Consider the following 26,203-nt stretch of genomic DNA (forward strand, 5'->3'; position numbering starts at 1 on the left):
GTGGCACACGTGACCCGCGGAACACGGTACGTTCGATCGCGTGGCTGGTTTCAGGAGCGGACGCGGCCGGGACTCCCGGGGCGCGCAGCAGCATGGGCAGTACCCGCAACACCCCCCGGGTTCGCCGTACCCGCAGGGCCCGGGGCCAGGACCCGGGCCCGGCCCAGGGCCCGCGCCCGGCCCCTGGCAGGGCGGCGGGCAGCACGGCGAACCGGAGTACTTCGGCGACCCGCAGCCGCACTACGGCGGACCGCAGGGCTACGGCCCGGGCCCCGGTGCCGGAGCGCACGGCGGGCAGCCCGGTGGCCCGCAGGGCTGGCACGGGCAGGACCCGCACGCCAACAACCCCGGCAACACCCAGGCGTTCAGCATCCACGACCCGTACGGCGGCCCCGGACCGGACCCGCACGGCCCCGGCGGCGGCCCCGGTCCGGACGGCTACGGGTACACCGGCGGCGCGACGTACCACGCGGGCAATTCCCCCGCCCCGCCGCCCGGACCCCGGCTGCCCTGGAAGGACCTGCTGACCGGGATCGTGCTGCGCCCGAACGCCACGTTCTGGCAGATGCGCGACTACCCGGTGTGGGCCCCCGCGCTGATCGTCACGTTCGTCTACGGGCTGCTCGCGGTCTTCGGCCTCGACCAGGCACGTGAGGACGTCCTCCACACGACGCTCTCGCAGGCCGTCCCGTATGTGCTGATCACCGGGGTGGCCGTGGTGTTCGCGGGGCTGATCCTGGGCGCCGTCACCCACACGCTGGCCCGGCAGTTCGGCGGCGACGGCTCGTGGCAGCCCACCGTCGGACTCGCCATGCTGATCATGTCCCTGACGGACGCACCGCGACTGCTGTTCGCCCTGTTCCTGGGCGGCACGGCCACCTTCGTCCAGGCCGTCGGATGGGCGACCTGGGTAGCGGCCGGCTTCCTCTTCACCTCCATGGTCAGCCGGTCCCACGACCTGCCCTGGCCCAAGGCCCTCGGCGCCTCCGCCATCCAACTGCTGGCCCTGCTCTTCCTGATCAAGCTGGGCACCCTGTAGGCCCGGCCCCGCTCGCCAGGCCCCGGCCCCGGGCTCCGGTCGCTTCGCGCACGCAGGGCGGGGCGCCCCCGCTCGGGGCGCCCCGCCCTGCGGGGGCCCCGGCACCGCGGAGGCACCCCGCCGCACGGAGCGACGGCTCAGCAGCTCAACCGGCGAACCGCTGCGCCGCGGACCCGTCGCACGCAGCGAGCCGCGCCCGCTCCTCTGCGCCCGGCAGCGTCACACACAACCCGGTGTCCCCGGCGGGCCGGAACGTGGATCCGTTCCGCACGAACTGCTGCGCACCCGCCCCGGAGCAGTTGCCGAGCTCCAGCCCGGCCCCGCCCCGGACCGCGCCATCACTCTGCACGCACCGGTCGTGGGTCTGGCCCGCGTAGAGCGCCTTGCCCTGCGCGTCGTACCACCACTGCTGGTTGCGCTTGTCCGCCGCACCGCAGGCCCAGCCGCGCACCTCCGTGCCGACCCCGCTCGCGGCCCCGTCGGCGTCCAGGCAGCTGCCGGTGCCCTCGTTCCGCAGCGGCCCGAAGGCGTCGTCCCAGGCGAGTCGGTAGAGCTTCGGCTCGCCGCGGCCGGCGGGATCCGCGCAGGAGGCTTCCCGTACGCCCTGCTGCCCGGCCCGGTACATCTCGGTGAAGCACGCGGCGAACGCGCCGTGCCCGCGCACGTTCGGGTGGAAGGACTGGCGGACCGAGTTGGAGTCCGGCGGGAACGGGTTGGTGAGGTCCACATACAGCCCGCGGGCCCAGGTGTTCTCCATGCACACCTCGTGACCGTGGAAGAGCCGGGAGGCGTCCAGGAAGTCGGCGCCGGTGTGCGCGGCGGCCGCCCTGATGCCCTTCTCGAACTTCGGCACCGCCGTGTTGCGGCCCCAGGCGGCGTCACTGGTGTAGCCGACGCAGCCGCCGACCAGCTTGCCGGGGAACTTGGGGTTGTCCTTGATGTCCGGACCGATGGGGCTGGGATAGGCCATCAGGACGAGCTGGTAGTCGTCGTCCGCGTAGCCCGCGTCACGCATCACCGTCCGCAGGTCGCCCACGGTCCGCTCCACCTTGGGCACCAGGCCGTCGACCCGGTCCTGCCAGCCGGGGTCGTACTTGGGCTCACACCGCCCCTGAAAGGTCAGGTAGCGGGTGACGCAGTCGGTCATCACCGGCCCGAACCGCAGGTCGTCGTTGGCCCCGACGACGAGCATGATCTGCTTGAGCCGCGTGTTGCGTGCCTTGATGGCCAGGCTGTCGCTCTGCACCAGTTCGTCGGCGTACTGCTTGGTGCCGCCGATCCGGATGTTCTCGGTGCTCGCACCGGAGCAGGCCACGTTGTACGTCACGTCCGCGTCGATGCCCGTACGATGTACGGCCGCGTCGGGCGACCGATGGCACCAGTTGTCCGGGCCGTTGGTGCCCGGCTCGTAGGTGCCGACACCCTCCCCGGAGATCTCGCTGTCACCGAGCGAGATGAGGCTCGTGCTGCGTTCGTCCAGCGGCCGCTCCTCCGGGCTGCCGTAGAGCTCCCGGGCCTCCGCCGCCCGGATCTTCTCCAACTCGGGCGGCAGCGGCGCACTCACACGGGCGTCCGCCTTCGCGGCCGCCCCGCTCGCGACCGCCCCGCTCGCGGGGGCGGCCGCCGCAGCGCCCGCACCTCCGCACACCATGAGCAGAGCCGCCGCGAGCGCGGTCGCGGATCTCCTACGCGCCATCAGGTGGTCTCCCTACGGCCGGCAACATTGTTACCAGCGGTACCTACCCGCAAGTACCGGAGAAGGGAACCACCCGCGCGGACCCCACCGCACGGCGCTCACCCTCGACACGCCGCCACCACGGCACAGTTGACCGACCCCGCCGACCTCCCGACCCGCCCTCAGGGTCGAGCACCTGACCCTCCCGACGGACCACAGGGGGCTCGACGGATTAGCTGACTTGACTAGATGACAGTAGTAATCTAGTCCCTGCTTTCGCGGGCAGGGGAGGGCCGAAGTGGCGCGTAAGGTGGGCATTTACACCCGCATCTCACGGGACGACGAGGGCGATTCGCTCGGTGTGGCCCGACAGCAGCAGGACTGCGAACGTCTGACGGACCTTCGGTCGTGGCAGGCGGTGAAGGTCTACGAGGACAACGACGTATCCGCCTTCAAGCGCAACGTCACCCGCGACGACTTTGAGCTGGTGCTCAAGGATCTGCGCGCCGGACTGATCGACGGCATCGTGGCCTACGACCTCGACAGACTCGCCCGGCAGCCCCGTGACCTCGAACGCCTCATCGAGGTCTTTGACGAGCGACCCCGCTTGGAGTTCGCCACCGTCACCAACGACATCAATCTCGGCACCCCGGATGGCCGAACCATGGCCCGGATCATGGTCGCGTTCGCCAATAAGTCATCCCACGACTCCTCACGTCGCATCAGACGCAAGCACCTCGAACTGGCCCAGCAAGGCAGAGACAGCGGCGGCCCCGCACCCTACGGATGGCGTAAGGAAGATCGCACCAAAGTTGACCCCAAAGCTGCGGCAGCCATCCGAGAAGCCCAACGCGAGATTCTCGCCGGCGTCCGTATCGGCACCATCCGAACAAGGTGGCAGGAACAGGGTCTCGGTAACCCCCGCGCGGGAACGAAGCGCATGGCCCATCACCAGGTCGAACACATTCTGATCAGTCCGCGACTCGTCGGATATCGGACCTACCACGGCGAGATCCTGTACGGGGAAGACGGCCGACCGGTACCCGGCAACTGGGAGCCCATCAACAGCCTCGAAGAGTGGGAAGCGGTCTGCGCCGCTGTCGCGGAGCGGAAGCAGAAGAAGCCCGGGAAGTCGCTTGCGCGCAAGTACCTGCTGTCCGGTATCGCCCGGTGCGGCCTCTGCAAGAGCAAGATCCGGGGACAGACGAATACGCGCTGGGAACCAGGCTCCAAGGCAGCCAAGTTCACCTACCAGTGCTCCGTGGTGAACGGCGGTTGCGGCAAAGTCGGCCGCGTGGGAGAACCAATCGACAGACTGATAGCCCAGCTCGTACTGGAGGAGCAGCGGGAGCGTGCAGCAGTCACCAGCGTCCCCGCGGAACAGCGATGGGACCGCGAAGGCGAGTTGGCTGAGGTGGAGCACGATATCACCCAGCTCGTTGAGGCCGAACGCGCGAAGGAGATCTCCGTAGCCACTCTCTTGCAGCTTCTACCTGGCAAGGAGCGAGCGCGCGAGGGGCTGAAGCTTGAGCGAGCCCGCTTCCACAAGGAGCAGAAGCAGGCCGAGGCGAAGGAGAACGCAGCTGACCTGTCAGTGGACGACTTCTTCACGCTGCCGATCGAACGTCAGCAGGAGATCGTGCTGCACAGCCTGTCCGCCGTCCTCATCCATCCTGCCGGCAGGGGCCGAAGGAAGTTCGACCCCAGCCTGATTGAACCAGTCTGGCACTGACGATCACCAGGCTGCTGCGATGTATTCGCAGATCAAACGGCTTCCTTGTTCTCCTTGGGAGCCTCGCCAGACTTATGTACCGGAGGCAAGACGCTCCAAGGGAAATTGATCCACTTGTCGGTGCGACGCCACACGTATTCACAGTTGACCAGGGAAGACGGCTTCTCATAGATCACAGCGCTACGAACTTCCGCCGCGTGCCCCTCGCAGAACTCATAGACCAATTTGAGCGTCTTGCCCGTATCTGCAACGTCATCAGCCACTAGCACCCGCTTTGCGGAGAAATCGACCGCGTTGGGCAGAGGTGGCAGCATTATCGGCACGTCGAGAGTGCGCCCAACACCCTCGTAAAACTCGACATTCATCACATGAAGGTTCTTCACGTCGAGCGCATAGCCCAGCCCGCCGGCCACGAAGAGCCCGCCCCGGGCGATGGAGAGGATGATGTCCGGCTCGTACCCGTCATCGGCCACCCGCTGCGCCAGCTCCCGGATGGCCTGCCCGAAGAGGCTGTAGGTCAGGTTCTCGCGCTCGTGCGCCTGCTCGTCACTCACAGGTGGCCCTCTGCTCTCTCGTCCCTCAGTTGCTCGGCCGTCCGCCCAGCCGGTCACCCGGCAGGTCGCTCGGCCGCGGATCCGCCTCAGACATGGGTCCGGTGAAAGTTCAGATAGGAGCGGGACGGCGTGGGCCCGCGCTGCCCCTGGTAGCGGGAGCCGTACCGCGCCGAGCCGTACGGGAATTCCGCAGGCGTCGTCAGCCGGAACATACACAGCTGGCCGATCTTCATACCGGGCCACAGCTTCATGGGCAGCGTCGCGACATTGGACAGCTCGAGCGTCACATGTCCGGAGAAGCCCGGATCGATGAAGCCCGCCGTCGAGTGCGTCAGCAGCCCCAGCCGCCCCAGCGAACTCTTCCCCTCCAGCCGCGAGGCCACGTCCTCCGGCAACGTGATCACCTCATAGGTCGACGCCAGCACGAACTCCCCGGGGTGCAGGATGAACGGCTCGTCGCCCTCGGCCTCGATCAACCGCGTCAGATCGGGCTGCTCGACAGCGGGGTCGATGTGCGGATACCGGTGATTCTCGAACACCCGGAAGTAGCGGTCCAGCCGCACATCCACACTCGAGGGCTGCACCATGGCCGGATCGTAGGGGTCGATCCGCACCCGGCCGGCGTCGATCTCGGCCCGGATGTCCTTGTCTGAGAGAAGCACGGGCCGAGACTACGCGCACGGAACGGGGCCGGCCCAATCGGACCGGCCCCGCAACGCTGAGCGCCCCCTCGGAGGAGGACGCCGCGCCCTCATCCCTTCCGCTGCCGCACCACGGGCACCGCCTGCCGCAGCCGCCCGCACTGGGGACAGCGCAACAACCGCCCAGGGCCGATCCGGGAGGTTCCGAGCTGCTGCATCGGGAACGTCGTGGTGCTGAAAACATGCCCCTCGGCACACCGGACGACAGTGGATTCCATCGCTTCCCTCTCCCCAGTCACGTGGATGCGTGGACGACAAAAGCCACGTTAGGGGATGAGTCCGACGCTCTGACGCCCGGCACTCCGCCCCCACCGTACGCCCCCCCAACTCGCCCACCGAGCCGCCCGGAACACGCCCGGACCACGGTTGCGGACACGGTTCCGGGCACGATTCCGGACACACCGAAGAGCCGCGGACACCCGCGATGACAACGGCGAAACAGCACCCGCGAACCGGGCCGACGAAGACCGGACGACACCCCCACCACCCGCCCGAGGCCCGCGCCGACGCCCCCGCGCCCCGCGCCCCGCGCCCCCGGAACAGCAGAAAGACCCAGGCCGTATGCGACCCGGGTCCGCCATGGGGTAGAGTGTCCGACGACGAGCCAGCCCATATCCGGCTCCTCGCGGGCGTAGTTTAATGGTAGAACATGAGCTTCCCAAGCTCAGAGCGCGGGTTCGATTCCCGTCGCCCGCTCCATGACGAAGACCCAGGTCAGCGACCTGGGTCTTGCTTGTTGTCTGGACCAATTTCGGGTCGCGTGCCATTCGCGTGCCATAGCGCACCACTTAAGTGGTGCGGTGCGAGCCGCATGGGGATGCCGTCCCCAACCTGGCGCTCCGTCATCTCATTGAATGAGATCGACTTTCTGTGCAGTGGGTCACAGGCTGGCGCGGAAGTCGATGTGTGCGGATGCGAAGCCGCGACACACCACTGGGCCGGACCCGCGCTGTGCGGGTCCGGCCCAGTGGCACACCGATCCCCACCTGGTCGCCTCCTGGGACGGCTACGCACCCGATCCCGGCCGCACAGACGACGCCATCGCCACGAGGAAGCTCCTGGTGGCAGACCTCGACCTGCGGGTGCGCCAAGCCGGCGACCGCGCACCTCAGCAGCACGTGTGGCACTGCTCCCTGCGGGCCACCCCGGAAGACCGCCTCCTCGCCGACGAGGAGTGGGCCGAGATCGCCCGCCGCGTCGTCCGGGCCACCGGCATCGCCCCCGAGGGCGACCCGGACGGCTGCCGCTGGGTAGCCGTCCGCCACGCCGACGACCACATCCACATCGCCGCCACCACCGTAGGCGGCGATCTCCGCAAGGCCCGCCACTGGAACGACTACCTCACTGCCGACCGGGAACTGGAAGCCGTGGAGAAGGACTACGGCCTCCACCAGTTCGTGCGCGGTGACCGCACCGCCGCCAAGCTCCCCACCCGCGCCGAACAGGAGAAGGCTCACCGCACCGGCCGCCCCCAGCTGGCCCGCGAACAACTCCGCACTACCGTGCGCACCGCAGTCTCGGCGGCCACCAGCGCAGAAGAGTTCGTCCGCCTTCTCCGTGGCACGGACGGCGTCCTCGTGGAGGTGCAGCACGCCCCCCCGGCGACATCCGCGGCTACAAGGTCGCCCTGGGTCGGCGACGTCAACGCGGCAGGTGAACCGGTGTGGTTCTCCGGCTCCAAACTCGCCCCCGACCTCTCCTTCCCCAAGATCCGCGAACGCCTTAGCGCCACCGCATCCCCTGAGTCAAACGGCAAGCCCCACACCTGGCACCAGGCCACGGCCGCCGCCGAGCGCATACCCCACCGCTTGGAGCAGAACAACGACAACGCCTCCCAGGCCCACCTGGCCGCCCTCGGTGAAGCACTCGACGCCCTCCCCCTCCTCGCACCAGCCGGCCTCCGCCCGGACCTCCTCCAGGCCGCGACCGAGCGCGCTACCCGCTCCCGCATCCGCCCAGACCACCAGCGCAGCCGAGCGCTCCGCGGAGCAGTCCGGACCATGCTGCGCGAACCCGCCCCTAAGGACGGGGCCGCACTCGCGATGTTCCTCAACGCGGCACTCCTCGCCGTGATCGCCGCCGTCCGCTGGCACGAGAAGCGTCACCACCAGCAGCAGCAGGCCCTCGCCGCACAACAGGCCCTGGTGCCCCTCCAGGCCACCTACGACAAAGCCGCGAAGGCACCCCTGGCCTCGCTCGCCAACCGCAAGCCCCCGCGCCCCGCAACCGAACGGCACGCAGAGGCCATCCGCCACACCATGCCCGAAGACACCGACAGCATCCTCAACAGCCCCAGTTGGGACGCACTGGCAACCGTCCTGAGCGACGCCAGGACCGCAGGGCACGACCCCGCCCCGACTGCTGAAACACGCCGTCGACCAGCGGGCACTGGACGACGCACGCTCCCCCACCAGGGTTCTGATCTGGCGCATCGAGCGCCTGAGCCAGCGCCCCGCCCCCAGCGCACGGGCACGAGCAGCCCAGGCCCGTAGCGCCGGAACCCGGCCGACGCCTCCGACGGCACCCACGCCCGCACACCGCGCGGAACCCGGCCACAACTCAGCACCCGGGCACCACCGCAGGAGGTGACGGAAGGCGTCCCCGAGAGCACGGCAGAGATATCCGCAAGCTGGCTTCCACAGGTACCGTTCCGGTGGAAGCCAGCCCACGAGTGAAGTTGGTGTCTGTATGCCGTTCGAGTTGGAGGAGCAGGAAGCGATCGGCCGCCGGATCAAGCGGCAACGCCTCCGGTTGGGTATGGCGCAGGCGGACCTCGCCGCAGCCGTCGGAAAGTCGCAGGGGTGGCTCTCGAAGGTCGAGTCGGGGCGGCTTGAGCTGGACCGCACGGCGTTGATCAACAGGATCGCGGCGGCCTTGCACTGCCACCCCAACGATCTGATCTCCAGGCCGTACAACGGGGCGGCGCCTGACAATCAGTGGCAGATGGCGGCAGCGTCGATCCTGCGTGAGCTGCGCCGATACGACCTCGCTCCGACCTTCGACGGCGTACCGCGGTCCTCGGCGATGCTGTGGGGAGAGATGCGCCGTCTGCACAGGCTGCGGGACGCGGCAGCGAACGTGGCAATCCTGCGCACTTTGCCCGACCTGCTACGCGAGGCACGCGCGCTGGCTGAGGTCTCGCAGGGGCACGAGCGTGAAGAGGCTTTCGGGGTCTATGCGTTGTGCTGCAAGTTCGCGCACACGGCCGCCCATGCCATGGGCCACCCCGAACTGGTGGCCACCACCTGCGAGCGGGCGGCCTGGGCTGCCGGCCTCTCCGGAGATCCGGTACTGCCGGCCGTCTCCGACTGGATGCGCGTCTGGGACATGTGGGCCACGGCGGACTGGGACGATGCCCTCGCGCTGACAGACAAGGCACTACGCAGCATCGGCGATGAGTTCGAGCACGGTGAGCCTCTGGCCGTTCGGGCCTGGGGGGCGTTGCAGCTGCGGGGCGCGGTCTCGGCGGCGCGGGCGAACAACTCCGCAGAGGCCGATCACAGGCTCGGCCTGGCACGGCAAGCCGGTGACCGGGTCGACGCCGAGACGGGACCACCGATCCAGGACCGGCACTCCCTCACGTTCTCGACCGGGAACGTGCAGATCCACGGGATCAACGTGGCGCTGGAGATGAGCGACCAAGCCAAGGCGCTGCGTCTGAACGAGGAGGCCAGCGACGAGCACTTGGCGACCTTGCCCAACTCCCGTAGAGGCCACCACCGAATGGATCTGGCGCGGGCCTGGCTATGGGACGGGGACCGGCACCGCGCCCTTCGCGAACTCACTGAAGCCGAGCACTTGGCCCCGCAGTTGGTGCGCAACCACCCCATCGCGCGAGCCACGCTACGCCGCATCGTGTATGCCGAACGCGCCTCTACACGCGAGCAGTTGAGGGGCATGTCCAGTCGATTTCACCTGGATGACCAGGAGCTATTCCCCTGATTCATATTCAAGGGTAGCCGCGCCCCTACCTTGCGTGACATGTCCGGAGAACGCAGCAACAACCCCCAAGCCGGGCCAGCCGCCGGGACGCATCGATGGGAACCCAAGCGCGGCGAGCTGGCCTACGACACCCGAAGTGATCGCCTGGGCGTGGTCGTCGCCGTGCCCAAGGACACCGGCACTCGTCTGTACCACCTGAGCCCCGAGGGAGGTGGCGAGACCTGGACCGCGCGCTCGGAAGCCTTGCGGCCGCACCCGGGGGCGGCGGAAGACGGCACCACTCTGGATGAGGCGGTCATGCCTCCGAAGCGAGAGCGTCCCCCGGAGGTCCAGCAGTGACCAACCGTCCTGCGAACACCGCGCCCCCTGACAGCGACTACTGGCTGCGTTTCGGCACGCGCGTACTGGATCGCGCGGCGAACGCCGAAGGCCAGGTGACCGGCATCGGCGAGCCGTTCGAGCACTGCACCGAGGCACCCTCCGTGGCATACGTCCGACCGCTTCACGGAGGCGTCGAGTGGAAGGCCGCAGTCAAGGACCTGTCCCCCGTCGATGAGACGGGAGGTTGCAGGTGATGCGGCGCATCACGAGGTGCGTACCGACGCCCATCCGTCCCCGCGAAGCGGAAGCACGGAGGTCCAGTGACCCGGTCGCCGCCGTTCTGAGCTGGGTCTGGGCCTGCGGGGCTGCGGCCACCATGGGGTGCCTCGGCGTCTTGGTACACGAAGAAGCTGGTCAAAGCCAGCCGACCACGAGCCCCGCAGCCTCGGTCCCGGATTCCTTCCCCGGCACCGAGCCACCCCAGACAACCATCTGAGGCCCCTCGCGCCGGTCGGTTCCATCCCCGGCTCCCCGCCCCGGCAGGCGCGAGGTTTCGCAATGCGTCACCAACACATCGAGAGGAGCCCGTTGTGCACGACTTCACCCCACCCCCGCCCCGTCCTTCGCAGCCACTGGAGAGGCTGTTCACCACCAAGAGCGTCAAGCGCGTACAGAGCCCCGCCGAGAGCCACGAGTACAAGAAGGAGTCCGGCTCCTCGGACGGCGCCATGACCTACGACACCACCAAGGTCTGACCCCAACCGACCAGCACACCGGGGAGCACGGGTCCCGTGCTCCCCGGCCCGGAGGCTCCCATGCTTAAGCTGCGCCTGACCCCCTACACCGATCTCACCGAATGGCACTGGGACGGAACCCATTACGTCACCGGTGACCGACTCAGCCACGTCACACCGTACGCGCATCCGCTGGTGGAGAGCCTGTCGGTCACCGACGGAGTGCGGACCCTGATCGTTGTACGCGAGCGCGTCACCGGCCGCGACCAGTGCGAGCCGCTTGTCCGCCGCCTCTCGCCCGGCGAGTACGACCGGACCCGCGCCCTGGCCGAGAACTGGCCGACCGACTACGTGCTCACCGAGACGTTCCCGGACCAGCCCGCACGGGTAACCGTCGGCGCGTGCAGAACCACCCCCCTCTATCTCGCCCACGATGATCGCTCACTGCACGGCTCGTGGGACATGGCCGACCTCAGGGAGCACGCACGGGGGCTGAACCCGAAGGAAGCCGCTCGGCTGCTGCTCTACCGGCCCCGCTACAGCAGCGAGACCCTGTTCCGCGGCATCCTCCGCCTCACCGAACGCGCCACAGCCCATTTCGGCGGCCACCTCAATCTTCGCTACCCCGAGCCGGCCCTACACAGCGGTCCGCGCGAACTGACCAGCCACTCCGATGTACTCGGTGCCTTCACGCACGCCATCGACACCGCGCTCGACCTGCGCCCCTGGCGACCGCAGGACACGATCTTCCACCTCACCGGAGGCTTCGACTCCGGCACCGTGGCCACTCGTGCCGCCCAGCAGCATCCCGACCAACTGGCGACCGCGACCCTCTTGATCGGCGGGCCGGGGCGCGAGCAGCAGATCCGCCGTCGCAAAGAGATGCGCGCTGCGGTTCCTTTCACCTACCGCGACACGCTCACCGACGCCATGGCGCACCTTCCCCTCGCACCTGCTTGCGACCGAATGCGAGGAGAAGCTGTCAGCCCGTACGAGGAACCCCTCCACCACCCCTTCACCCAGCTCACCCGCACCCTCGCCAAGGACGGCGCGAAGGCCCTTGTCACCGGTCTGGGAGGTGACGAGATGGTCGCCCTCGCCCAGCATGAGTACCCCCACCGCGCCATGGGCGACATCAGCGAACTTCCGCTTCTTCCCTGGATCGGCTCCCGGGCACGCGCCGCTCTGGAGTACGCCGATGACGCCATCGCCCCACCCGCCGTGATCAACTCCATGACGTTGCTCTCGCTGGAGACGACTGCTCCCATCCTGCTGCGCGACGGTATCTGGCCCCTCCACCCGTTCGCCGACCCCTACATGGTGCAGCTCGGCGAATGGCTCCCCTTCCACTGGCGAGAACTCAAACAGCTCCAACGCCGCCGCCTGGCCTCCCTCGGCCTCAGTGACGACGTCACCGACCCCACCGAACGCGAGTCCTTCGCCGAAGTCGTCCAGCACGCTCTCACCCTGCACGGCCGCCCTTTGCTCGCCCGCATGCTGCGCGACGGCTCGCCTCTCCTGGACACGGGGCTCCTCGATCCGGACGGGCTCACCGCCGCCCTGCATCGCCTCTCCTCCGGCACGTACCAAGAAAACGGCGACGCCCAACTCCTGCAAGTCATCAACATGCACCACGCCGCCCTCGCGTACCTGTGATCCCGTGGCAGGCTCCTCCGCGGAGCCTGCCGACACGCACCCCAGGAGCCCACGCATGTTCACCATGCGACCCGCCACCGGCGACGACACCAGCGCCGTGAAAGACGTCATCCTCGCCCGCTCCGCATGGCTGGAAGAACGCGGCCGACCCACCTGGCGCGACAGCGCCGAAGATCTCGCCGCCCAGGCGAGCAAGGGCTACATGTGGGTCCTGGAGTCCGACAGCTCAGGCGTCATCGGGTGCACCACTCTCCAGGAGGAGCACCCACCCTGGGGCTGGACTCCCGCCGAACTCGCCCAACCGGCGCTCTACCTCTACACGACAGCCACTCACCCCGACTGGCGCCACTACAAACCCGGCACCCTCATCGCATTCTGGGCCGTCGACCACGCCGCCAGGAACGACAAGCAGTGGGTCCGGAGAGGCTGCTTCTTCCCCGGACTCGTCCGCTACTACGAAACGCAGGGCTTCCACCTCGCACACGAAGTCGCACGGACGCATCACCGGGTCTACCTCATGGCTCGACAAGCGCAGCATCTGGCGGCGGGGGCGATACTGCGATAACTGGTGCCTGCCGCAGACCAAGACTCCTCCTTGGCAGCGACACCGTATAGGTCATCGACGCCCTGGGCTCATTCACCATCCCCCCTGTACAGAACGTGTGTTCGACATAAAGGATGGGGGGCGATCGCGTGCCAGTTCGGCGCGCGCCTCGTTAGACAGCGCAGTCGACGCGCACTTGAGCGCTGGCAGCGCTTCTCGGCGTGTACCAGGGAGGGCAGCGATGGGAGATCGCAGCACGATCGAGTGGACGCAAGCGACATGGAATCCGACAACTGGCTGTGACCGAACCTCGCCAGGCTGCGACAACTGCTACGCCCTGACGTTATCCAGGCGTCTCAAAGCGATGGGTACAGCGAAGTACCAGGCCGACGGAGACCCAAGAACCTCGGGCCCAGGGTTCGGCCTCACGCTCCATCCGGATGCGCTCACCGTCCCCCGTCGGTGGAAGGCGCCACGGATGGTGTTCGTGAACTCCATGAGCGATCTCTTCCACGCGAGAGTACCGCTCGACTTCGTCCGCCAAGTGTTCCAAGTGATCGCCGAGACCCCTCAACACACCTACCAGCTGCTCACGAAACGCGCTCGGAGACTACGGCGCCTGGCTGGCGAGCTGGAGTGGCCACCCAACCTCTGGATGGGCGTCTCTGTCGAGAACGCCGGACAACTGGACCGCATCGACGACCTGCGCCAGGTACCTGCCTCCGTACGGTTCCTGTCCTGCGAGCCACTGCTCGGCCCGCTGCACGACCTTGAGCTCGATGGGATCGGGTGGGTGATCGCCGGAGGGGAATCCGGCCTCAACCATCGCCCCCTGGAGGAAGCCTGGGTGACCGAGATTCGCGATGCCTGCAACGACGCCGAGGTCCCGTTCTTCTTCAAGCAGTGGGGCGGCCGTACACCCAAGATCGGAGGCCGACAGCTTGACGGCGAGACCTGGGACGAGATGCCGCTCATCCCGGCGACCCCCGCTCGATAACACCCCATCTCTCCTGTATGTCGCATGCCCTCTGGTGACCGGATACGGCAGCGTGTGACGCTTTCTCACAGGTTCACCTGGGGAGGGGAGAGTCGGCATGGCCGTACCCAAAGGAGTCATATGGGCACGTGATCCACACACAGCCGCCAAGCACGACCTGCTCAGGCAATACTTGCGGGCCTGGGCGCCGATCCTCCTCTCACGTCACGACGTGATCACGTACGCAGAAGGGTTCTCCGGACCAGGACGGATTCAACTGATCGTCGCAACACCTTGATCGGAAGGTGGAGCGATGGGTGCTGTGGAACGGCACAAGCAGGTTCGTGCGTACCGGGGGTTGATGCCGTCGCCGGGCAGGCCGTCGGTGGCCTGGCGTGAGGACAGGGTCAGGTTCTGGACGGAGATTGCTCGGGGTGCCAAGACCGAGGTTGCGTGCAGTGCTGCGGGGGTGTCCGGGCCGGTGGGGTTCCGCTGGTTCCGGCACGCTGGCGGCGTGAATCCGTGTCTTCCTGATGAAGTGTCCGGGCGCTACCTGTCGTTTCGAGAACGGGAGGACATCGCTGTCTGGCATGCCCAGGGCGCCGGCGTCCGCGAGACCGCCCGCAGGCTCGGACGGGCGCCGTCGACTGTCTCCCGTGAGCTACGGCGCAATGCCTCCACTCGGACCTACACGCTGGACTACCGGGCCTCGACCGCGCAGTGGCACGCTGAACGCCGGGCCCGGCGCCCGAAGACAGCCAAGCTCGTGGACAATCCAAGACTGCGAGTCTATGTCCAGGCCCGTCTGTCAGGGGACGTCACCGACGCCGGAGGCAACCGTGTCGGCCCCGAGGGCCCGGCCTGGAAGGGGCGCAACAAACCGCACCGCGGGGACAGAGGCTGGGTGACAGCATGGAGCCCGGAGCAGATAGCGCGACGCCTACCCATCGAGTTCCCCAACGACGAGGACATGCGCATCAGCCACGAGGCGATCTACCAGGCGCTCTACGTCGAGGGACGTGGCGCGCTGAAACGCGAGCTGGTGGCCTGTCTGCGCACCGGACGGGCGCTGCGTGTTCCCCGGGCTCGCGGCCGGCAGAAGGCGTGGGCCCACGTCACCGACAAGGTCCTCCTCAGCGAGCGTCCCGCCGAGGCCGAGGACCGCGCCGTTCCCGGGCACTGGGAGGGCGACCTCATCATCGGGCTGAAACGCTCGGCAATCGGAACCCTCGTCGAGCGCACCACCAGGTTCACCATGCTGGTCCACCTGCCGCGCGAGGAGGGCTACGGCGTGATCCCGCGCACGAAGAACGGCCCTGCCCTGGCCGGATACGGCGCCATCACGATGAAGGATGCCTTGGCCAGGACGATGACCACGCTGCCTGAGCAGCTCCTGCGGTCCCTCACCTGGGACCGCGGAAAGGAGTTGTCCGCGCACGCCGCCTTCACGGTCGAGACCGGCATCCCTGTCTACTTCGCCGACCCACACAGCCCCTGGCAACGCGGGACCAACGAGAACACCAACGGCCTGCTGCGTCAGTACTTCCCCAAGGGCACCGACTTGTCCCGCTGGAACAGCGAAGAACTCCAGGCCGTCGCGGCCGTCTTCAACAACCGACCCCGGAAGACCCTCGGGTGGCGAACCCCGGCTGAAGTGTTTACCAAGCAGCTACGATCGCTCCCACCAGTCAACGTTGCGACGACCGATTGAATCCGTCCAGGCATTTACGAGCACGGCGAGCCGGGATCCCCAGTCGTGGCCTACGACGTCTTCGCCGGCGCCCTGCACCGGTACCCCAAGAGACTCCGCATGTTCCTCATGGAGGAGCACAAACAGAGGGCTCAACAACTTGATCACCAGATGGGCCTGGCTCAGGCCAGGCGCCCCAGCGACCTGCGCAACCGGCTGAGCGTGGACGTGCGGGAAGGCGACTTCCACCCGGCCCTCATACAGAAGCTGCGCGCTACCGGCTCGTTAGGCAAACCGTTATTCGTCCTGCTGGACGGTTACGGAGGGCCGGACATCCCGTACTCGCTGCTTCACGAGCTCGCGCAGCAGCCGAGCACGGAGGTGATGGTGACGTTCGCTCCCAGCTTCCTGACACGCTTCGCAGAGAAAGACGCCGCCCACCGGCAGCGCGGAGACGCCGCCTTCGGCGGACAGGAGTGGCAGGAAGTATTCAGGAAGCCAAAGTCTGACAAGTTCCCTTTTCTCCGTGACCGGTATAAAGAGACGCTCCACCGTGCGGGCTTCTCCCACACCTTGCAGTTCGAGATGCTCGATGAGGGCGGCAGGTTGCTCTACCTCATCTTCGGCACCAGCCACGCCAAGGGCCTCGAGAAGATGAAGGACGCCATGTGGGGAGTCGACCCATCCCACGGCATCCGGTACCGCGACCCCAAAGACCCTGGCCAACAGCAGCTCGACCTCGCGCTGGAGCCCAATACGGCGCCGCTCCGCAGGATCCTCCTGGACCACGTCGCCTCGTCCAACGCCGGGAGAACCGTCGAGGAGCTTCAGGCGTACACCCTGCTGGAGACCGTCTTCCGGCCGGCCCAAGTCATCAACGTCATCCGCCGAATGCGCGACGCAGAGGCTGTGAGAACCGAACCCAACGGCGTCACCAAGAAGACCCGCGTACTCCTGCCCGCGAGCCATCCCACACCAAGCACGGCAGAGCAGGCCGCCCTCTGGTGAATCCGTGCCGGCGCTGTGGCGCTGCATGGCTCGTTGCCGCCGTCCATCAGCCGTCAGGCCGAACCTAGTCTCACCTGTAGGGGGCTCTTCATGCCGCGCCGGCAGGGACGCCTGTGCGCACGCGTGCCATTACGTGCCATTCGAACCGGTAAACAACGGCCACTATGCGTAACCACGGTCACGTGCGCGGACGGGGCAGCCGATGCATCTCGCCTGGTCAGAAAGCTACATGGCCCGCAACTCCGGGTGATTCCCAAGCTCAGAGCGCGGGTTCGATTCCCGTCGCCCGCTCCAACGCGAACCCCCAGGTCATGGACCCGGGGGTTCGTTCATTGTCGAGCAGCAACATGCACCGCTCAGGCCGCATACGGGGTGAAGGTTACCCGGGAGTCCTCCGCTGTGAGCGCAACGTTCAGCGAGCCGTCCAGGGCCTTGGCAAGGCGACGCAGCAGAGGAAGCGTCGGGACGGTGTCTCCACCCTCGATGCGCGAGATCCGCGGTAGCGTCATCTCCGCACAAGCGGCCAGTTCGGTCTGAGACAGGCCGAGTTCGACGCAGCGGTCGTAGATGGCCTGCCCGAGGTCACCGGCGAGACGTGTGTCGATGTACTCCTGGTCGTACTCCACAGCTTCGCCGAGAAGCTGCTTGGTACGACGCGTCTTCCACTGGTTGTGGTTCATCACGCCTCCCTGACTCGGTCGTAGATGTGCTGGGCCGGACCATGCTCGGCCTCGCAGGCTTTCTGCGCCTGATGGGTCCGGTCGACAGGGCGCCCCGGTGCACCGCGGCGCTCGCACCAGGTCACCGTCAGCGGTCGTAACAGGTAAACGAGCCATCCTGCTCCCGCGCGGTGGCGCTGGCGCCACCGCACTTCAGCATCGGTACGAGCGTGTACGCCCTGTAGCCGGCCGCGATGAGCAGCAGGCCGCACACCACGAACGTGGTGATCCGCAGTACCCCGGACGCTCGGGCGGCCGCGGCCAGCGCACACAGGGCTGCCCCGACACCGACAACGAGGATGTGCAGTGCAAGCCCACTGCGGTTGTCCCGAAGCCCTGAGAACGACTCTTGCTCCATCGTGAACATGAAGCTGAGCAGGAGCAGCAGCGCGGCAAGCGGCGCACAGCCCAAGACCAGACACCCTTTCACGAGCCCTCGCCCCTTCATCTGATGAAAAGCCGACCCGAGTCGCAGGGCAGCCTACGGCTCCTCGAAGTACGGGCCCGTGCCCGGTCCGTGCCCGATCGGACGGTGAATGACGGTCAGCAGGGACTTCGACGGGTCCTGGGACGCCAACGAAGATCTACCGGTTCTCCCGAGAGAATCAAGCTGGAAGATCAGGTGTGGCAGGGCCCAACGTTGAACCGCCCGATGCAAGGAGCTGAACCGTGCCGGTGATCCGGTACTTGAAGAGCAATAGCGGAGGGCCCGACACGGCGGCTGCGGTGACGGGGGACTGGATGAGGCCATGTTGAGCTTCCCTGCTGTGTGCGCCGCCGTCGCCGTAGTAGTGGCGGTCCTGGGTGAAGCTGGTCATGGGCAGGGAACACCACCACCGAATCGAAGAGGAAGAGCCCTACGGCGACACGTAGTCGCTCCTGCGGATGCGGCTGTGCGGATGAACAGGCCCATGTCCGTCGGACGGCCCCGGGTCGGGGCACGGTTGTCTGACAGTCCGTCCTGGACGTGCCAATCGCACGCCCTCCGGTCATCCGGTACTTCGCCTCCATGGCCGGCGGTTCCACCGGGTCCCGTTCCGGGAACGGAACCGCATGAGCGCGGCATGGCGTAGTGGACCGTGATCCGCGCCCGCTCGGAATCGGAGGCGAGCATGCGTTCACCCCTCCTGGAGAAGGGTCGCAAGGTGCCCAACCGTCGCCGGATCATTGCGGCGCGCCTCGTTCAGCTTCTTGCCTTGGGTGTGGTGCCGATCGGGATATTCCTCTCCTCCGTCAGTGCGGCCCTCGGCGCGCAGCTCACTTGGAAACGGTGGGTCGACGGCGCGGGCGGAAGCGACGTGGAGCGGTTGATCGAGGGGACGTTCGGGTTGGTCGTGACTCTCTTCGGGCTCTGTGCCCTGGCTGTCACCCTCTGGGCGGCGGGGTACGGCGTTCGATGGCTGGGGGCGCGCGTGGCCGGGACCGCCCTGGCGCAGATGACCGACGGCCTCGGAGGTGGCGGGGGAGGCTTCTTCGAGACGGTCTCGTCCGCCGACCGGAGGGTCCTGCCGCCCGGGGCCGTCCCGCGCCGAAGTGGTCCGCGCGACCGGAGGGGGTCCGTCTCGACCCGCCCACGTTTCGTCACTCTGCTGCTGGGGGTCTGGACGCTCTGCACCCTCTTCGTCGCATTGTTCCTCACCCTGGTGGGCATGGGTGCGGGCGTACTCGTCGCCGGGCGGGCCTCTCCCCTTCACAGCTGGTACGCACCGCTCGCCGGCCTCTTGGGCATCGTGGTCACGCTGGGAAGCCTCGGCGGCGTGCTCGGCGCCTTGTGGCTGACCCGTATCGCCTACTGTCGGGGCGTTCGCCGTCTCTTCGGGAGCGACGGCACGGTCATCACCGAGCCCCTGCCGAACAGCACGTCGCCGGGCGGCACATCACAGGTGGACAGCCGCCCCCGCAGCACCCGACGGGTCGTCGTGGCAGGCTTCCTGAGGTGTTGGGGAGTCTGCACGATCCTCGTCTGCCTGCTGATCTCTCTGTCGGGTTGCCTGATCGGTGCCAAGTTCGTCTGGGACGGGCTGTTGTCGTCGCAGGGCGCGGAGCGATGGACAGAGGCGCTCGTGGGCGCCCTCTTCACAGCCGGCTCGGCGGGTGGTCTCTTGGCCACCGGCTGGTTCTGCAGGACCGGCCTCGGCCGGATGATCCGCCACGTCGCCCCGGGACCGCTGCACGCGGACGGGGCCGTCTGCGACAGCGGTTGACGCCACCGGCGCCCCACGGACAGCCGTCTGCGTTCTCGTCGCGGGTGAGCAACTGGTCCGATGGCAGTTCACCGTGGACCCTGGGCAGATGGCGGATGCTGTCGGTCCCGCGTCTCCTCGGCTTCGTCGCCCGTGGCGAGGAACTGCATCCAGACATGGCAGCGTCCTACCGGCCAACGTATGAGGGGGCGTGTTGCTGCACCGCAAACTGCCGGAAGAGCTCGGCGAACTGATCGAGGTGCACCGCCCGCACCACCCTGTGGGGTGGATCCTGCCGCTCGGGGTGTCGGTACCGATAGCCGTGCTGTTCGCCGTCGGGCCGCCCGGACCGCTGGTGGGACTGACCGTGTTCGCAATGACCTTCGTGCCGCTTCTCTACATGTTCGCGGAGTGGTTCCTGCTCGAGCACCGGGTCCACGAGAACGCACTCGTCCTGCGTACCGTCCTCCCCGGTACGTACACGTACGTCGTGCCCCTCCCGGGGGTCGAGCCCGCCCGCATCGGGGTCGCACCGCGAGCCAGGATGCCGAAGGACGCCACGGCGGCCCCCCGGGTGGACCGACGGTTCCGCCACAATCCGCTGCTGAAAGAGGTGGTGGGCTTCACCGGGCTCGATCCGGAGCCGGCGAGGGAACTGGCCAAGGGAAAGATCTCTTGGGACGAAGCGTGCGGCTCCGGGTACGCGCAGGACTGGGAGCTGAGTTCCCGTGACCCGGTGCGGCTGGCCCGGCAGGTCGCGGCCCGTTGCCATGGCACAGGGGGGATCGTGCGGCGCCCGGCGCGATAGCTGCCCGTAACGGGAGTAGCTTGTAGCTGGTCCTGAACAGGGTGTCGAGTTGCCGATCGTCCGGTCGTACGGCGCATCGTCCGGTCCGGAGTCGTACGGCGGTCAGCGCGGGACGCCCAGGTCCGGTCGGGAGAGCCGCCGGGTGGCCTTGGTGTTCAGGCCCTCGGCCGAGCCGGGGAGCAGCCAGAACTGCCGGGGTTCGTATGTGGTGGTGGCGAGGACGTCGAGAGAGCCGTCCCCGTCGACATCGAGCAGCGGGGGCCGTGGACGGAAGCGGGGGCGGGCGTGTGGCGTGTTCTGCCCCGGAACGCCGGCGCTGTCCAGGTCGGCGGACTGGAGCCGGGAGTTTCGGTCGGCGTGCGCCACGTCCGGGAGCAGCAGCACCACGCCGTGGGCTTTGTCGGCGCCGGCCAGGCCCAGTACGAGGTCGGGTTTTCCGTCGCCGGTGACGTCTCCCACGGTCTCGCCGGTCACATCGCCGTCGTTGAAGCCCTTGGGCGCGTCGAGTCCGGGCACGTCGCGGAAGGTGACACGGGTGCCGGCGCCCGTTCCCGGACCCTTGCCGGAGCTGGCGGTGACGCTCACCGTCAACTCCTCCCGGTAGGCGTCGAAGCCGACGCGGCAGATCTCGTCCGTCCCGTCGTCCTCCACATCGCAGATGAAGCCTTGCAGCGCGCGGTGGTCGGGGTATTCGCGCAGGTAGTCCGCTCCTTTCTCGGAGCCGCGGAAGTGCAGGACGTCGTCGATCCGGGGGTCGCCGTCGCCCTCGTTCTCCGGGTCCGTCCAGCGGAACCACACCGTGAAGTCGCTGCGGCCGTCGCCGTTCCAGTCCCCGACGGTCGCCTCGTACGGCTCGCTGTGGTCGGCGTGTTCGGCGTCGAGGGTCTGGGTGCGGGTGGGCTCCCCGGATCGGCTGAACGGGCCGTAGTGGATGACCCCCAGCGCTCCCGACCCCGTGCCGAGCCAGAGGACGTCACCGCTGCCGTCCCCGTCGAAGTCGCCCGCTCCGCCCGGCTCCCAGCCCGCGGAGGGTGGTGCGGGGTCGGCAGCGTATCCCGTGGCGAGCAGCCTGGGGGCGCTGACGCCGCGCGCCCCGCCCCACATCGCGTACTGGCGACCGTCGCTGAGTGTGGCCAGCAGGTCGACGAATCCGTCCTGGTCGAGATCGCTCCGGTGCAGCCGGGTGGCAGGCGACAGCCCGTTTCCGGCGTCCTCGGGCATGCGTACCGTGGCGCGGGTGCGCGGTTCGGGTCCCTCGGCGGAGCCGTAGACCACAGCGATGTGGGCGCCGGTGGCCATGGCCAGGTCGTCGTGGCCGTCGCCGTTGAAGTCGCCGGGCCGGGGGCGGTCCGCGGCGGATCCGGCGGGGGGCCGCTCGGGTCCCGGGCGCAGGTCGCCGGGGCTCCCGGTGGGCTTCGGGGGTGTCGGCCGCGGCGGGCCTCCGTCGTCCGTGGTTCTTCCGCTGTCGGTGGTGCACGCGCCGAACAGCAGCGCGGCGAGCACGGCACCCGCCGCGGCCACGGTCGTCCTGCTCCTCATGGGCCCCCCATCTGACGCCGGCCGAGCGACGACGACCGTACACGGCGGCCTTCGACCGGAGAAACCTGTGCGTACGGGACATGGAGGCGGGAGGCGGGCACCCGGGGAAAGCGGTGGGCCGCCCGGCTTGCTCGGGTGCCGTATGTCTTGCGCAGAGGCTGCCGTATCGCATTCGCCGCAGCACGCGTCGCCTCCGGCCAACTCCCCGGACCGCGGTTGGGTCGAGGCGGACGGCGAGAGTGTCGTCCCTCCTCGGTCCGAACCGGCCGGCCGGGCAGGCGGGCAAGCGGGCAAGCGGGCAAGCGGGCAGCCGGGCAGGTGCTGCGCTCGGGCAGGAGGCAACAGGTCAGCGCGCGGTGACGCTACTGGCTGGGCCGATCCCCTCCGCCTTCGGCTCGGTGGCAGTCGTCGGGAAAGCGTGGCGAACCTCCGCGAAGAGGTGGGGATAGCCGGTGTCATAGGTGACCGCCGCGGCGAGGAGCGCGTCCAGCGCCGCCTTGAGGGGGTCAGGGGCAGCAGCATCCGAGAGAGCGGCGAGGGCGGCGGCTTGGGGCAAGCCGGGGGTTCCGTCGTGCGGCCTCGGAACACGTGCGTCGGCGAACACTGCGTTCCGCAGCCGTCGTGAGTCGTCCAGCGGTGGCGAGAAGGGCTTCCCCAGGTCGAGCTCCGCCAGTCCGCGCGCGACCCAGTCGATCTCCCTGAGCCCTGCCGCCGCACAGGCGCGGTGCGCTGCCCAGCAGGCGAGCGCACGCTGCTCCTCGGCGCCTGCGGCGTCGATCGCGTGCACGAGTGCGGCGTCGAGGCCCACGATGCCCTTGGGGTGATCCTGGAATTTCCGGAGCTTGTTCCGGACCTCCCGCAGTCGGTCGCTGGGCAGGCGCCCGCCCCACGCGTTCCTCTGCTGTCGCAGCTCGGCTTTCTCCTTCGCCTCGCGGGCCTGCCGCTCTGCCTCGGCTTGCTCCTCGGAGGTGGGTACGCGGGGCTGCTCGCGCGCGAACGCGTGCCAGTAGGCGGCGGTTCGGCTGGTCTCTTCGACCACACGGTCCGGGGACGGCGGACTCGGCCAGAAGCGCAGCAGATACTCATCCCGTGGGGGCTCGCCGGCGTCGTGTACAGCGCCCCTCACTCCGTCCATGCCCCGGCAGCAGTACCTGACCCGGTACGAGAGCGCGGCGAGAGGTAGTGGATACCAGTCGCTTTCCCACTCGGCGAGCACGACCTCGTCCGCCGCGGGCCGGAACGACACCTCGACGATGTCCTCCCAGACGTCGGTCTCCAGGGGCGGCTCCGCCTCGTGCAGCTCAATGGTGATCGGGACACGGCCGGTGTGCGTGCCGGTCAGCAGAAGGAGATGGCCGGGCACCGCCCCACCGCACAGCCCAGCCCGCTGCCCGGCGAAGGAGCGCTCGAGGGCGTGGCTTTCGTCGCTGCAGACGTGGAGCTGACCGTATTCCACCCTCACTTCGCCGCTGAAGAGTGTGCGCATGGACCAAGCATGGTGCGGGGGTCTGACAAGGAGCGGTCTCTTGACAACGGTCGCACCTGTATCCGGCTCGCAGTCGGTTTCAGCGCCGGAGCGGCCACCGCCCGGCGCTACGTCACCGAGGTCGCCCGAGTGGCCGGGCGGGATGTCAGTCCTTGCCCGCGCGCTTTCGGACGTCCATCGCCACAGCGACACCGAGCATCAGCACGGCCATGCTGCTTCCGAACGTCAGGCTGTCCGACCAGGGGTCCTCCCACAGGCGTGACACCACGCCGATGAGCGCCCCGTACGCCATCGCCACGCCTATGCGCTTCCCCCACAGGATCACGGAGCGCTCGTACCCTCCTCGGGCCGGGGTAAGCGTCGACCACGCCGGACGTGGCCGGGTGTGCGGTACAGCCAGCGTCTCCCCCTGCGCTGTCGCGCAGGGCAGCTCCTCACGAGTCCGGTTGTCCGGGCTCGGCCGTCGGCCGCTGGTTGCGCCGCCAGAAGGTGGGACGCCACCAATAGAGCGCTGTCTGGTCGTCGGGCCACGAAGCGCTGCTGCCCGGTTCCTCGAAGGAGTCCCGGGTGAGGTCGATGGGCCGCCAGCCCGGATCGAGCGGTTCATCGTCCTTCGGCGGCCTCACCATGTTCCGGAAGCGCTCTTCCATCGCGCCGAACCGCTGGTGGTTCTGCTGGGCCTGGATCAGCGAGACGGCGTTCGCCCCCCAGCCCATCGAAGGCCAACGCATTTGCACGAGGTCGTCCTCCCAGAAACACACGGAGCAGATCTCGTATCCCCCCAACTCGGCGAACATCTGATGTCCGCAGCAAGGGCAGGGGAACCACCCCTCGGGGGGTGGCTGCACATGATTCTCCGGTTCCGGAAGGGGCTCCCCCCGCTCGACTGCGGCCTCCAGCGCTTCCAATTCGGCAAGCTCAGCGCGCAGCTGGTCGTCCACGTTGTCCATCAAACGATCGTATGAGGGGTATTACGGTCGAATCCACGCCTTAATGGAGCGGAGTGGACGTCCTCCGACAACGGCCGAGTCCTCACGAAGGACCACCCTCCGCCGGGGGACGGCTATTTCGCCGGGAGTGTCGCGACGTACCCCCATTCCGTGCCGACCCACTGGTCCAGTGCGGCCCCGTCGAGTGTGTCTCCGGCCGCGCGTACTCAACCGCGCATGGTCCTCCAGCGGCCTACGGCGACCCCCCGAGGAGAGCCATCGCCCGCCGGACCCGATTCCCCCCCACCGTCGTGACCGTTGTCAGCCCGCGTGCGTCCAGGCATCCGGGCGGGGCGACAGTACCGCGGAGACCACCGCTTGGGACGAGGCCATGACCTCGGCGACGAACCGCATGCGCCTGATGCCGAGTCGGCGCAGTGCCGAACCGTGGTCGGCTGCGACGACGAGAGAGACCGCGAGCAGAACAAGTCGCCACAGGGCCATCGTCGGGCGGCGCAGTGCGCGGGGCAGCTCCGCCAGGGAGGCGTGCAGCCGCTCGCAGTGGAAGGGGACGTGGCGCTGCTCGTCGGCCAGGATCCGCCCCGCCACATCCGCGGTGAGCGAGTCGTCGGTGCCGTCGCGGAGGGCGCGGTAGTAGCGCAGCGCCACCACTTCCGCGATCATCAGCATCAGCAGTTCCGTACGGAGGCCCATGAGACGCCGCAACCGCACGAACGCCGCGTCGCTCCAGTGCCCGGGCAGCGTGCCTGTGCCCCCGGCGGTCAGCAGTCGGGCCAGAAGACGGGCGTGGTTCTGTTCCTCGGCGACGAAGAGCCGGACGGCCTGCCCGTAGTCGGGGTCGCCGGCCTGGTCCGCTTTGTCGATCAGGTTGGCGCCGTCCCCGTCCTCGCCGACCTGGAAGCGCTGGATGCTGGCCCACACCGCCGACGGCAGCGCCGCGCCCTGCTCCCAGTCCGGATCACCCTGTGCGTGCCGGTGCGCACGCTCGTCCTCGAACCGCCTTGTCCACTTGGCGAAGCCACCCGTATACACCTGGTTCCCCCTTTCCAGGGCACAGCCACCGCGTCCTGGAAAGGGACGACGCAAGCGGACGCCCGAACCGTTCCACTGCTGCCAGGCCCAGCAGCTGACGTCAGCGCCGGGCAGTCCGGGGATCCGAGCAGCCGGAGGTGTCGCGGCCACCGTCCCGGAGGGCGACTGGGAACGGCCATGCACTCCGCTGAGCGGCCTGGCACGTCAGCTCATCCGGTCACCCCGTCGCGTCCGGCACTCACAACCCGGTCGGACGGCGCTTCCCGGGTGCTCCGCGATCGTGCTCATGGGGCCAGCTCGAGCAACTCGTTCACGCCGTACGGGTACAGCCATGGGCTGTGGTCACCGGCCTGGAGGCGGTCGACCGCGATCACCGCGTCCGCAGCGGTCTTGCAGCTCGGATGCCGCCGGGCAAAGGCGGCGATGCGGGGTCGCTGGGTGGGAAGCCAGGCGGCAATCACCTGGGGATCGCCCTCGTGCCACCACGTGAACTCGAGCTCCTCCCAGAGGAGCTCGGTCGCCCAGTCGAGAGTGAGACGGACGAGCCCGGCATCCGCCGCTGGTCCGGGAAGCCCGGCAAGATGAACCAACCACGGCTCCACACCATCCGTCGCGTGCGCGATTCCCTCGATGAGTTCGGTGATGTCCGAAGGGAGACGACCGTCGACCAGAGCGATGGCCAGCAATGCGCGGAAGGCTTGCTCCACAGCAGCGCGTTCCGGCGCGGGCCAGTCGACGAATCCGGCACCGCGTCGGCCGAGGTGACCGAGCTCCTCGGAGGGATCGGCACCGTGCCCGTCCGGTCCCCAGTAGCGCAGCGCGCGGGGCATGAGGCGACGCCACAGGACGGGGTACTGGTCCGCCTCCCAGTGGCTGGGGACCTCACGGATGAATTGCCCGAGGAGATCGTCCGG

Annotated in this window: 25 protein-coding genes, 1 tRNA gene and 1 pseudogene; 15 read left to right on the top strand and 12 right to left on the bottom strand. The window is 68.5% G+C overall.

The features are described from left to right. Nucleotides 1–40 precede the first annotated feature (40 nt). Complete coding sequence (locus P2424_RS29810) at nucleotides 41–1,039, top strand: Yip1 family protein (RefSeq protein WP_276478756.1); 999 nt, start codon at nucleotides 41–43, stop codon at nucleotides 1,037–1,039. 145 nt (nucleotides 1,040–1,184) lie between these two features. Here the strand turns inward: P2424_RS29810 and P2424_RS29815 are convergent, their stop codons facing one another. After that, nucleotides 1,185–2,735: a ricin-type beta-trefoil lectin domain protein gene (locus P2424_RS29815; protein ID WP_276478757.1), complete on the bottom strand. Its 1,551-nt coding sequence runs from the start codon at nucleotides 2,733–2,735 to the stop codon at nucleotides 1,185–1,187. 277 nt (nucleotides 2,736–3,012) lie between these two features. On the opposite strand from P2424_RS29815, the gene P2424_RS29820 reads away from it, so the two are divergent. Beyond that, nucleotides 3,013–4,446 carry a recombinase family protein gene (locus P2424_RS29820; RefSeq protein WP_276478758.1) on the top strand — a complete coding sequence of 478 codons (1,434 nt, stop codon included), beginning with the start codon at nucleotides 3,013–3,015 and terminating at the stop codon, nucleotides 4,444–4,446. A gap of 32 nt (nucleotides 4,447–4,478) precedes the next feature. Here P2424_RS29820 and P2424_RS29825 read toward each other — a convergent pair whose 3' ends face one another. Continuing rightward, on the bottom strand, nucleotides 4,479–5,000 hold the full coding sequence (locus tag P2424_RS29825; RefSeq protein WP_276478759.1) for a phosphoribosyltransferase: 522 nt from the start codon (nucleotides 4,998–5,000) through the stop codon (nucleotides 4,479–4,481). Nucleotides 5,001–5,086: 86 nt separating this feature from the next. Continuing rightward, entirely contained in the window at nucleotides 5,087–5,662 is a 576-nt protein-coding gene (gene dcd / locus P2424_RS29830; RefSeq protein WP_074998957.1) for a dCTP deaminase, read from the bottom strand. Between the two features lie 664 nt (nucleotides 5,663–6,326). Here dcd and P2424_RS29835 point away from each other — a divergent pair. The 11 genes and pseudogenes from P2424_RS29835 to tcmP all read left to right on the top strand — a co-directional run bounded on the left by P2424_RS29835 (nucleotide 6,327) and on the right by tcmP (nucleotide 16,572). Further along, nucleotides 6,327–6,400 (top strand) — tRNA-Gly (locus P2424_RS29835). Between the two features lie 263 nt (nucleotides 6,401–6,663). Further along, nucleotides 6,664–8,290: pseudogene (locus P2424_RS29840) on the top strand (mobilization protein); the annotation flags it as partial. Nucleotides 8,291–8,389: 99 nt separating this feature from the next. Continuing rightward, the gene (locus P2424_RS29845; RefSeq protein WP_276478760.1) at nucleotides 8,390–9,643 is read left to right on the top strand and encodes a helix-turn-helix transcriptional regulator; all 1,254 of its coding nucleotides are present in this window, start codon (nucleotides 8,390–8,392) and stop codon (nucleotides 9,641–9,643) included. 39 nt (nucleotides 9,644–9,682) lie between these two features. Beyond that, the gene (locus P2424_RS29850) at nucleotides 9,683–9,982 is read left to right on the top strand and encodes a hypothetical protein (RefSeq protein WP_276478761.1); all 300 of its coding nucleotides are present in this window, start codon (nucleotides 9,683–9,685) and stop codon (nucleotides 9,980–9,982) included. Beyond that, nucleotides 9,979–10,218 (top strand): hypothetical protein, encoded by a 240-nt coding sequence (locus tag P2424_RS29855; RefSeq protein ID WP_276478762.1) that lies wholly within the window; start codon nucleotides 9,979–9,981, stop codon nucleotides 10,216–10,218. Before P2424_RS29850 ends, P2424_RS29855 begins: the two co-directional genes overlap by 4 nt. Before the next feature lie 336 nt (nucleotides 10,219–10,554). Next, nucleotides 10,555–10,719: a hypothetical protein gene (locus P2424_RS29860; RefSeq protein ID WP_276478763.1), complete on the top strand. Its 165-nt coding sequence runs from the start codon at nucleotides 10,555–10,557 to the stop codon at nucleotides 10,717–10,719. A gap of 60 nt (nucleotides 10,720–10,779) precedes the next feature. Beyond that, the gene (locus P2424_RS29865) at nucleotides 10,780–12,354 is read left to right on the top strand and encodes an asparagine synthase-related protein (protein ID WP_276478764.1); all 1,575 of its coding nucleotides are present in this window, start codon (nucleotides 10,780–10,782) and stop codon (nucleotides 12,352–12,354) included. 55 nt (nucleotides 12,355–12,409) lie between these two features. Next, on the top strand, nucleotides 12,410–12,919 hold the full coding sequence (locus tag P2424_RS29870) for a GNAT family N-acetyltransferase (protein WP_276478765.1): 510 nt from the start codon (nucleotides 12,410–12,412) through the stop codon (nucleotides 12,917–12,919). Between the two features lie 220 nt (nucleotides 12,920–13,139). Further along, complete coding sequence (locus tag P2424_RS29875) at nucleotides 13,140–13,895, top strand: phage Gp37/Gp68 family protein (RefSeq protein ID WP_276478766.1); 756 nt, start codon at nucleotides 13,140–13,142, stop codon at nucleotides 13,893–13,895. 292 nt (nucleotides 13,896–14,187) lie between these two features. Continuing rightward, complete coding sequence (locus tag P2424_RS29880; protein WP_276476414.1) at nucleotides 14,188–15,585, top strand: IS30 family transposase; 1,398 nt, start codon at nucleotides 14,188–14,190, stop codon at nucleotides 15,583–15,585. 12 nt (nucleotides 15,586–15,597) lie between these two features. Next, nucleotides 15,598–16,572, top strand: a complete 975-nt coding sequence (gene tcmP, locus P2424_RS29885) for a three-Cys-motif partner protein TcmP (protein ID WP_276478999.1) — start codon at nucleotides 15,598–15,600, stop codon at nucleotides 16,570–16,572. A gap of 356 nt (nucleotides 16,573–16,928) precedes the next feature. On the opposite strand, the gene P2424_RS29890 is transcribed toward tcmP, so the two are convergent. The 3 genes from P2424_RS29890 to P2424_RS29900 all read right to left on the bottom strand — a co-directional run bounded on the left by P2424_RS29890 (nucleotide 16,929) and on the right by P2424_RS29900 (nucleotide 18,109). Further along, entirely contained in the window at nucleotides 16,929–17,252 is a 324-nt protein-coding gene (locus tag P2424_RS29890) for a helix-turn-helix transcriptional regulator (protein WP_276476413.1), read from the bottom strand. 127 nt (nucleotides 17,253–17,379) lie between these two features. After that, nucleotides 17,380–17,721 carry a hypothetical protein gene (locus P2424_RS29895; protein WP_276476412.1) on the bottom strand — a complete coding sequence of 114 codons (342 nt, stop codon included), beginning with the start codon at nucleotides 17,719–17,721 and terminating at the stop codon, nucleotides 17,380–17,382. A gap of 175 nt (nucleotides 17,722–17,896) precedes the next feature. After that, complete coding sequence (locus P2424_RS29900) at nucleotides 17,897–18,109, bottom strand: hypothetical protein (protein ID WP_276476411.1); 213 nt, start codon at nucleotides 18,107–18,109, stop codon at nucleotides 17,897–17,899. Between the two features lie 294 nt (nucleotides 18,110–18,403). Here P2424_RS29900 and P2424_RS29905 point away from each other — a divergent pair, with 294 nt between their 5' ends. Then, complete coding sequence (locus tag P2424_RS29905) at nucleotides 18,404–19,495, top strand: hypothetical protein (protein WP_276476410.1); 1,092 nt, start codon at nucleotides 18,404–18,406, stop codon at nucleotides 19,493–19,495. A 190-nt stretch (nucleotides 19,496–19,685) separates the two neighbouring features. Beyond that, entirely contained in the window at nucleotides 19,686–20,282 is a 597-nt protein-coding gene (locus P2424_RS29910; RefSeq protein ID WP_276476409.1) for a hypothetical protein, read from the top strand. A gap of 102 nt (nucleotides 20,283–20,384) precedes the next feature. Here the strand turns inward: P2424_RS29910 and P2424_RS29915 are convergent, their stop codons facing one another. The 6 genes from P2424_RS29915 to P2424_RS29940 all read right to left on the bottom strand — a co-directional run. After that, a complete protein-coding gene (locus P2424_RS29915; protein WP_276476408.1) occupies nucleotides 20,385–21,821 on the bottom strand; it encodes a VCBS repeat-containing protein in 1,437 nt (478 codons plus the stop codon). Nucleotides 21,822–22,167: 346 nt separating this feature from the next. Beyond that, nucleotides 22,168–23,307 (bottom strand): hypothetical protein, encoded by a 1,140-nt coding sequence (locus P2424_RS29920; RefSeq protein ID WP_276476407.1) that lies wholly within the window; start codon nucleotides 23,305–23,307, stop codon nucleotides 22,168–22,170. Nucleotides 23,308–23,452: 145 nt separating this feature from the next. After that, nucleotides 23,453–23,632, bottom strand: a complete 180-nt coding sequence (locus tag P2424_RS29925; protein WP_276476406.1) for a hypothetical protein — start codon at nucleotides 23,630–23,632, stop codon at nucleotides 23,453–23,455. Between the two features lie 109 nt (nucleotides 23,633–23,741). Next, nucleotides 23,742–24,257 (bottom strand): CPCC family cysteine-rich protein, encoded by a 516-nt coding sequence (locus P2424_RS29930; RefSeq protein ID WP_276476405.1) that lies wholly within the window; start codon nucleotides 24,255–24,257, stop codon nucleotides 23,742–23,744. 300 nt (nucleotides 24,258–24,557) lie between these two features. Beyond that, nucleotides 24,558–25,289, bottom strand: a complete 732-nt coding sequence (locus P2424_RS29935; RefSeq protein WP_276476404.1) for a ferritin-like domain-containing protein — start codon at nucleotides 25,287–25,289, stop codon at nucleotides 24,558–24,560. Between the two features lie 284 nt (nucleotides 25,290–25,573). Then, nucleotides 25,574–26,203 (bottom strand): hypothetical protein (locus P2424_RS29940; RefSeq protein ID WP_276478767.1); only part of this gene is annotated, 630 nt, incomplete at its 5' end.

The sequence above is a fragment of the Streptomyces sp. WMMB303 genome (genome assembly GCF_029351045.1).
GTDB lineage: Bacteria > Actinomycetota > Actinomycetes > Streptomycetales > Streptomycetaceae > Streptomyces.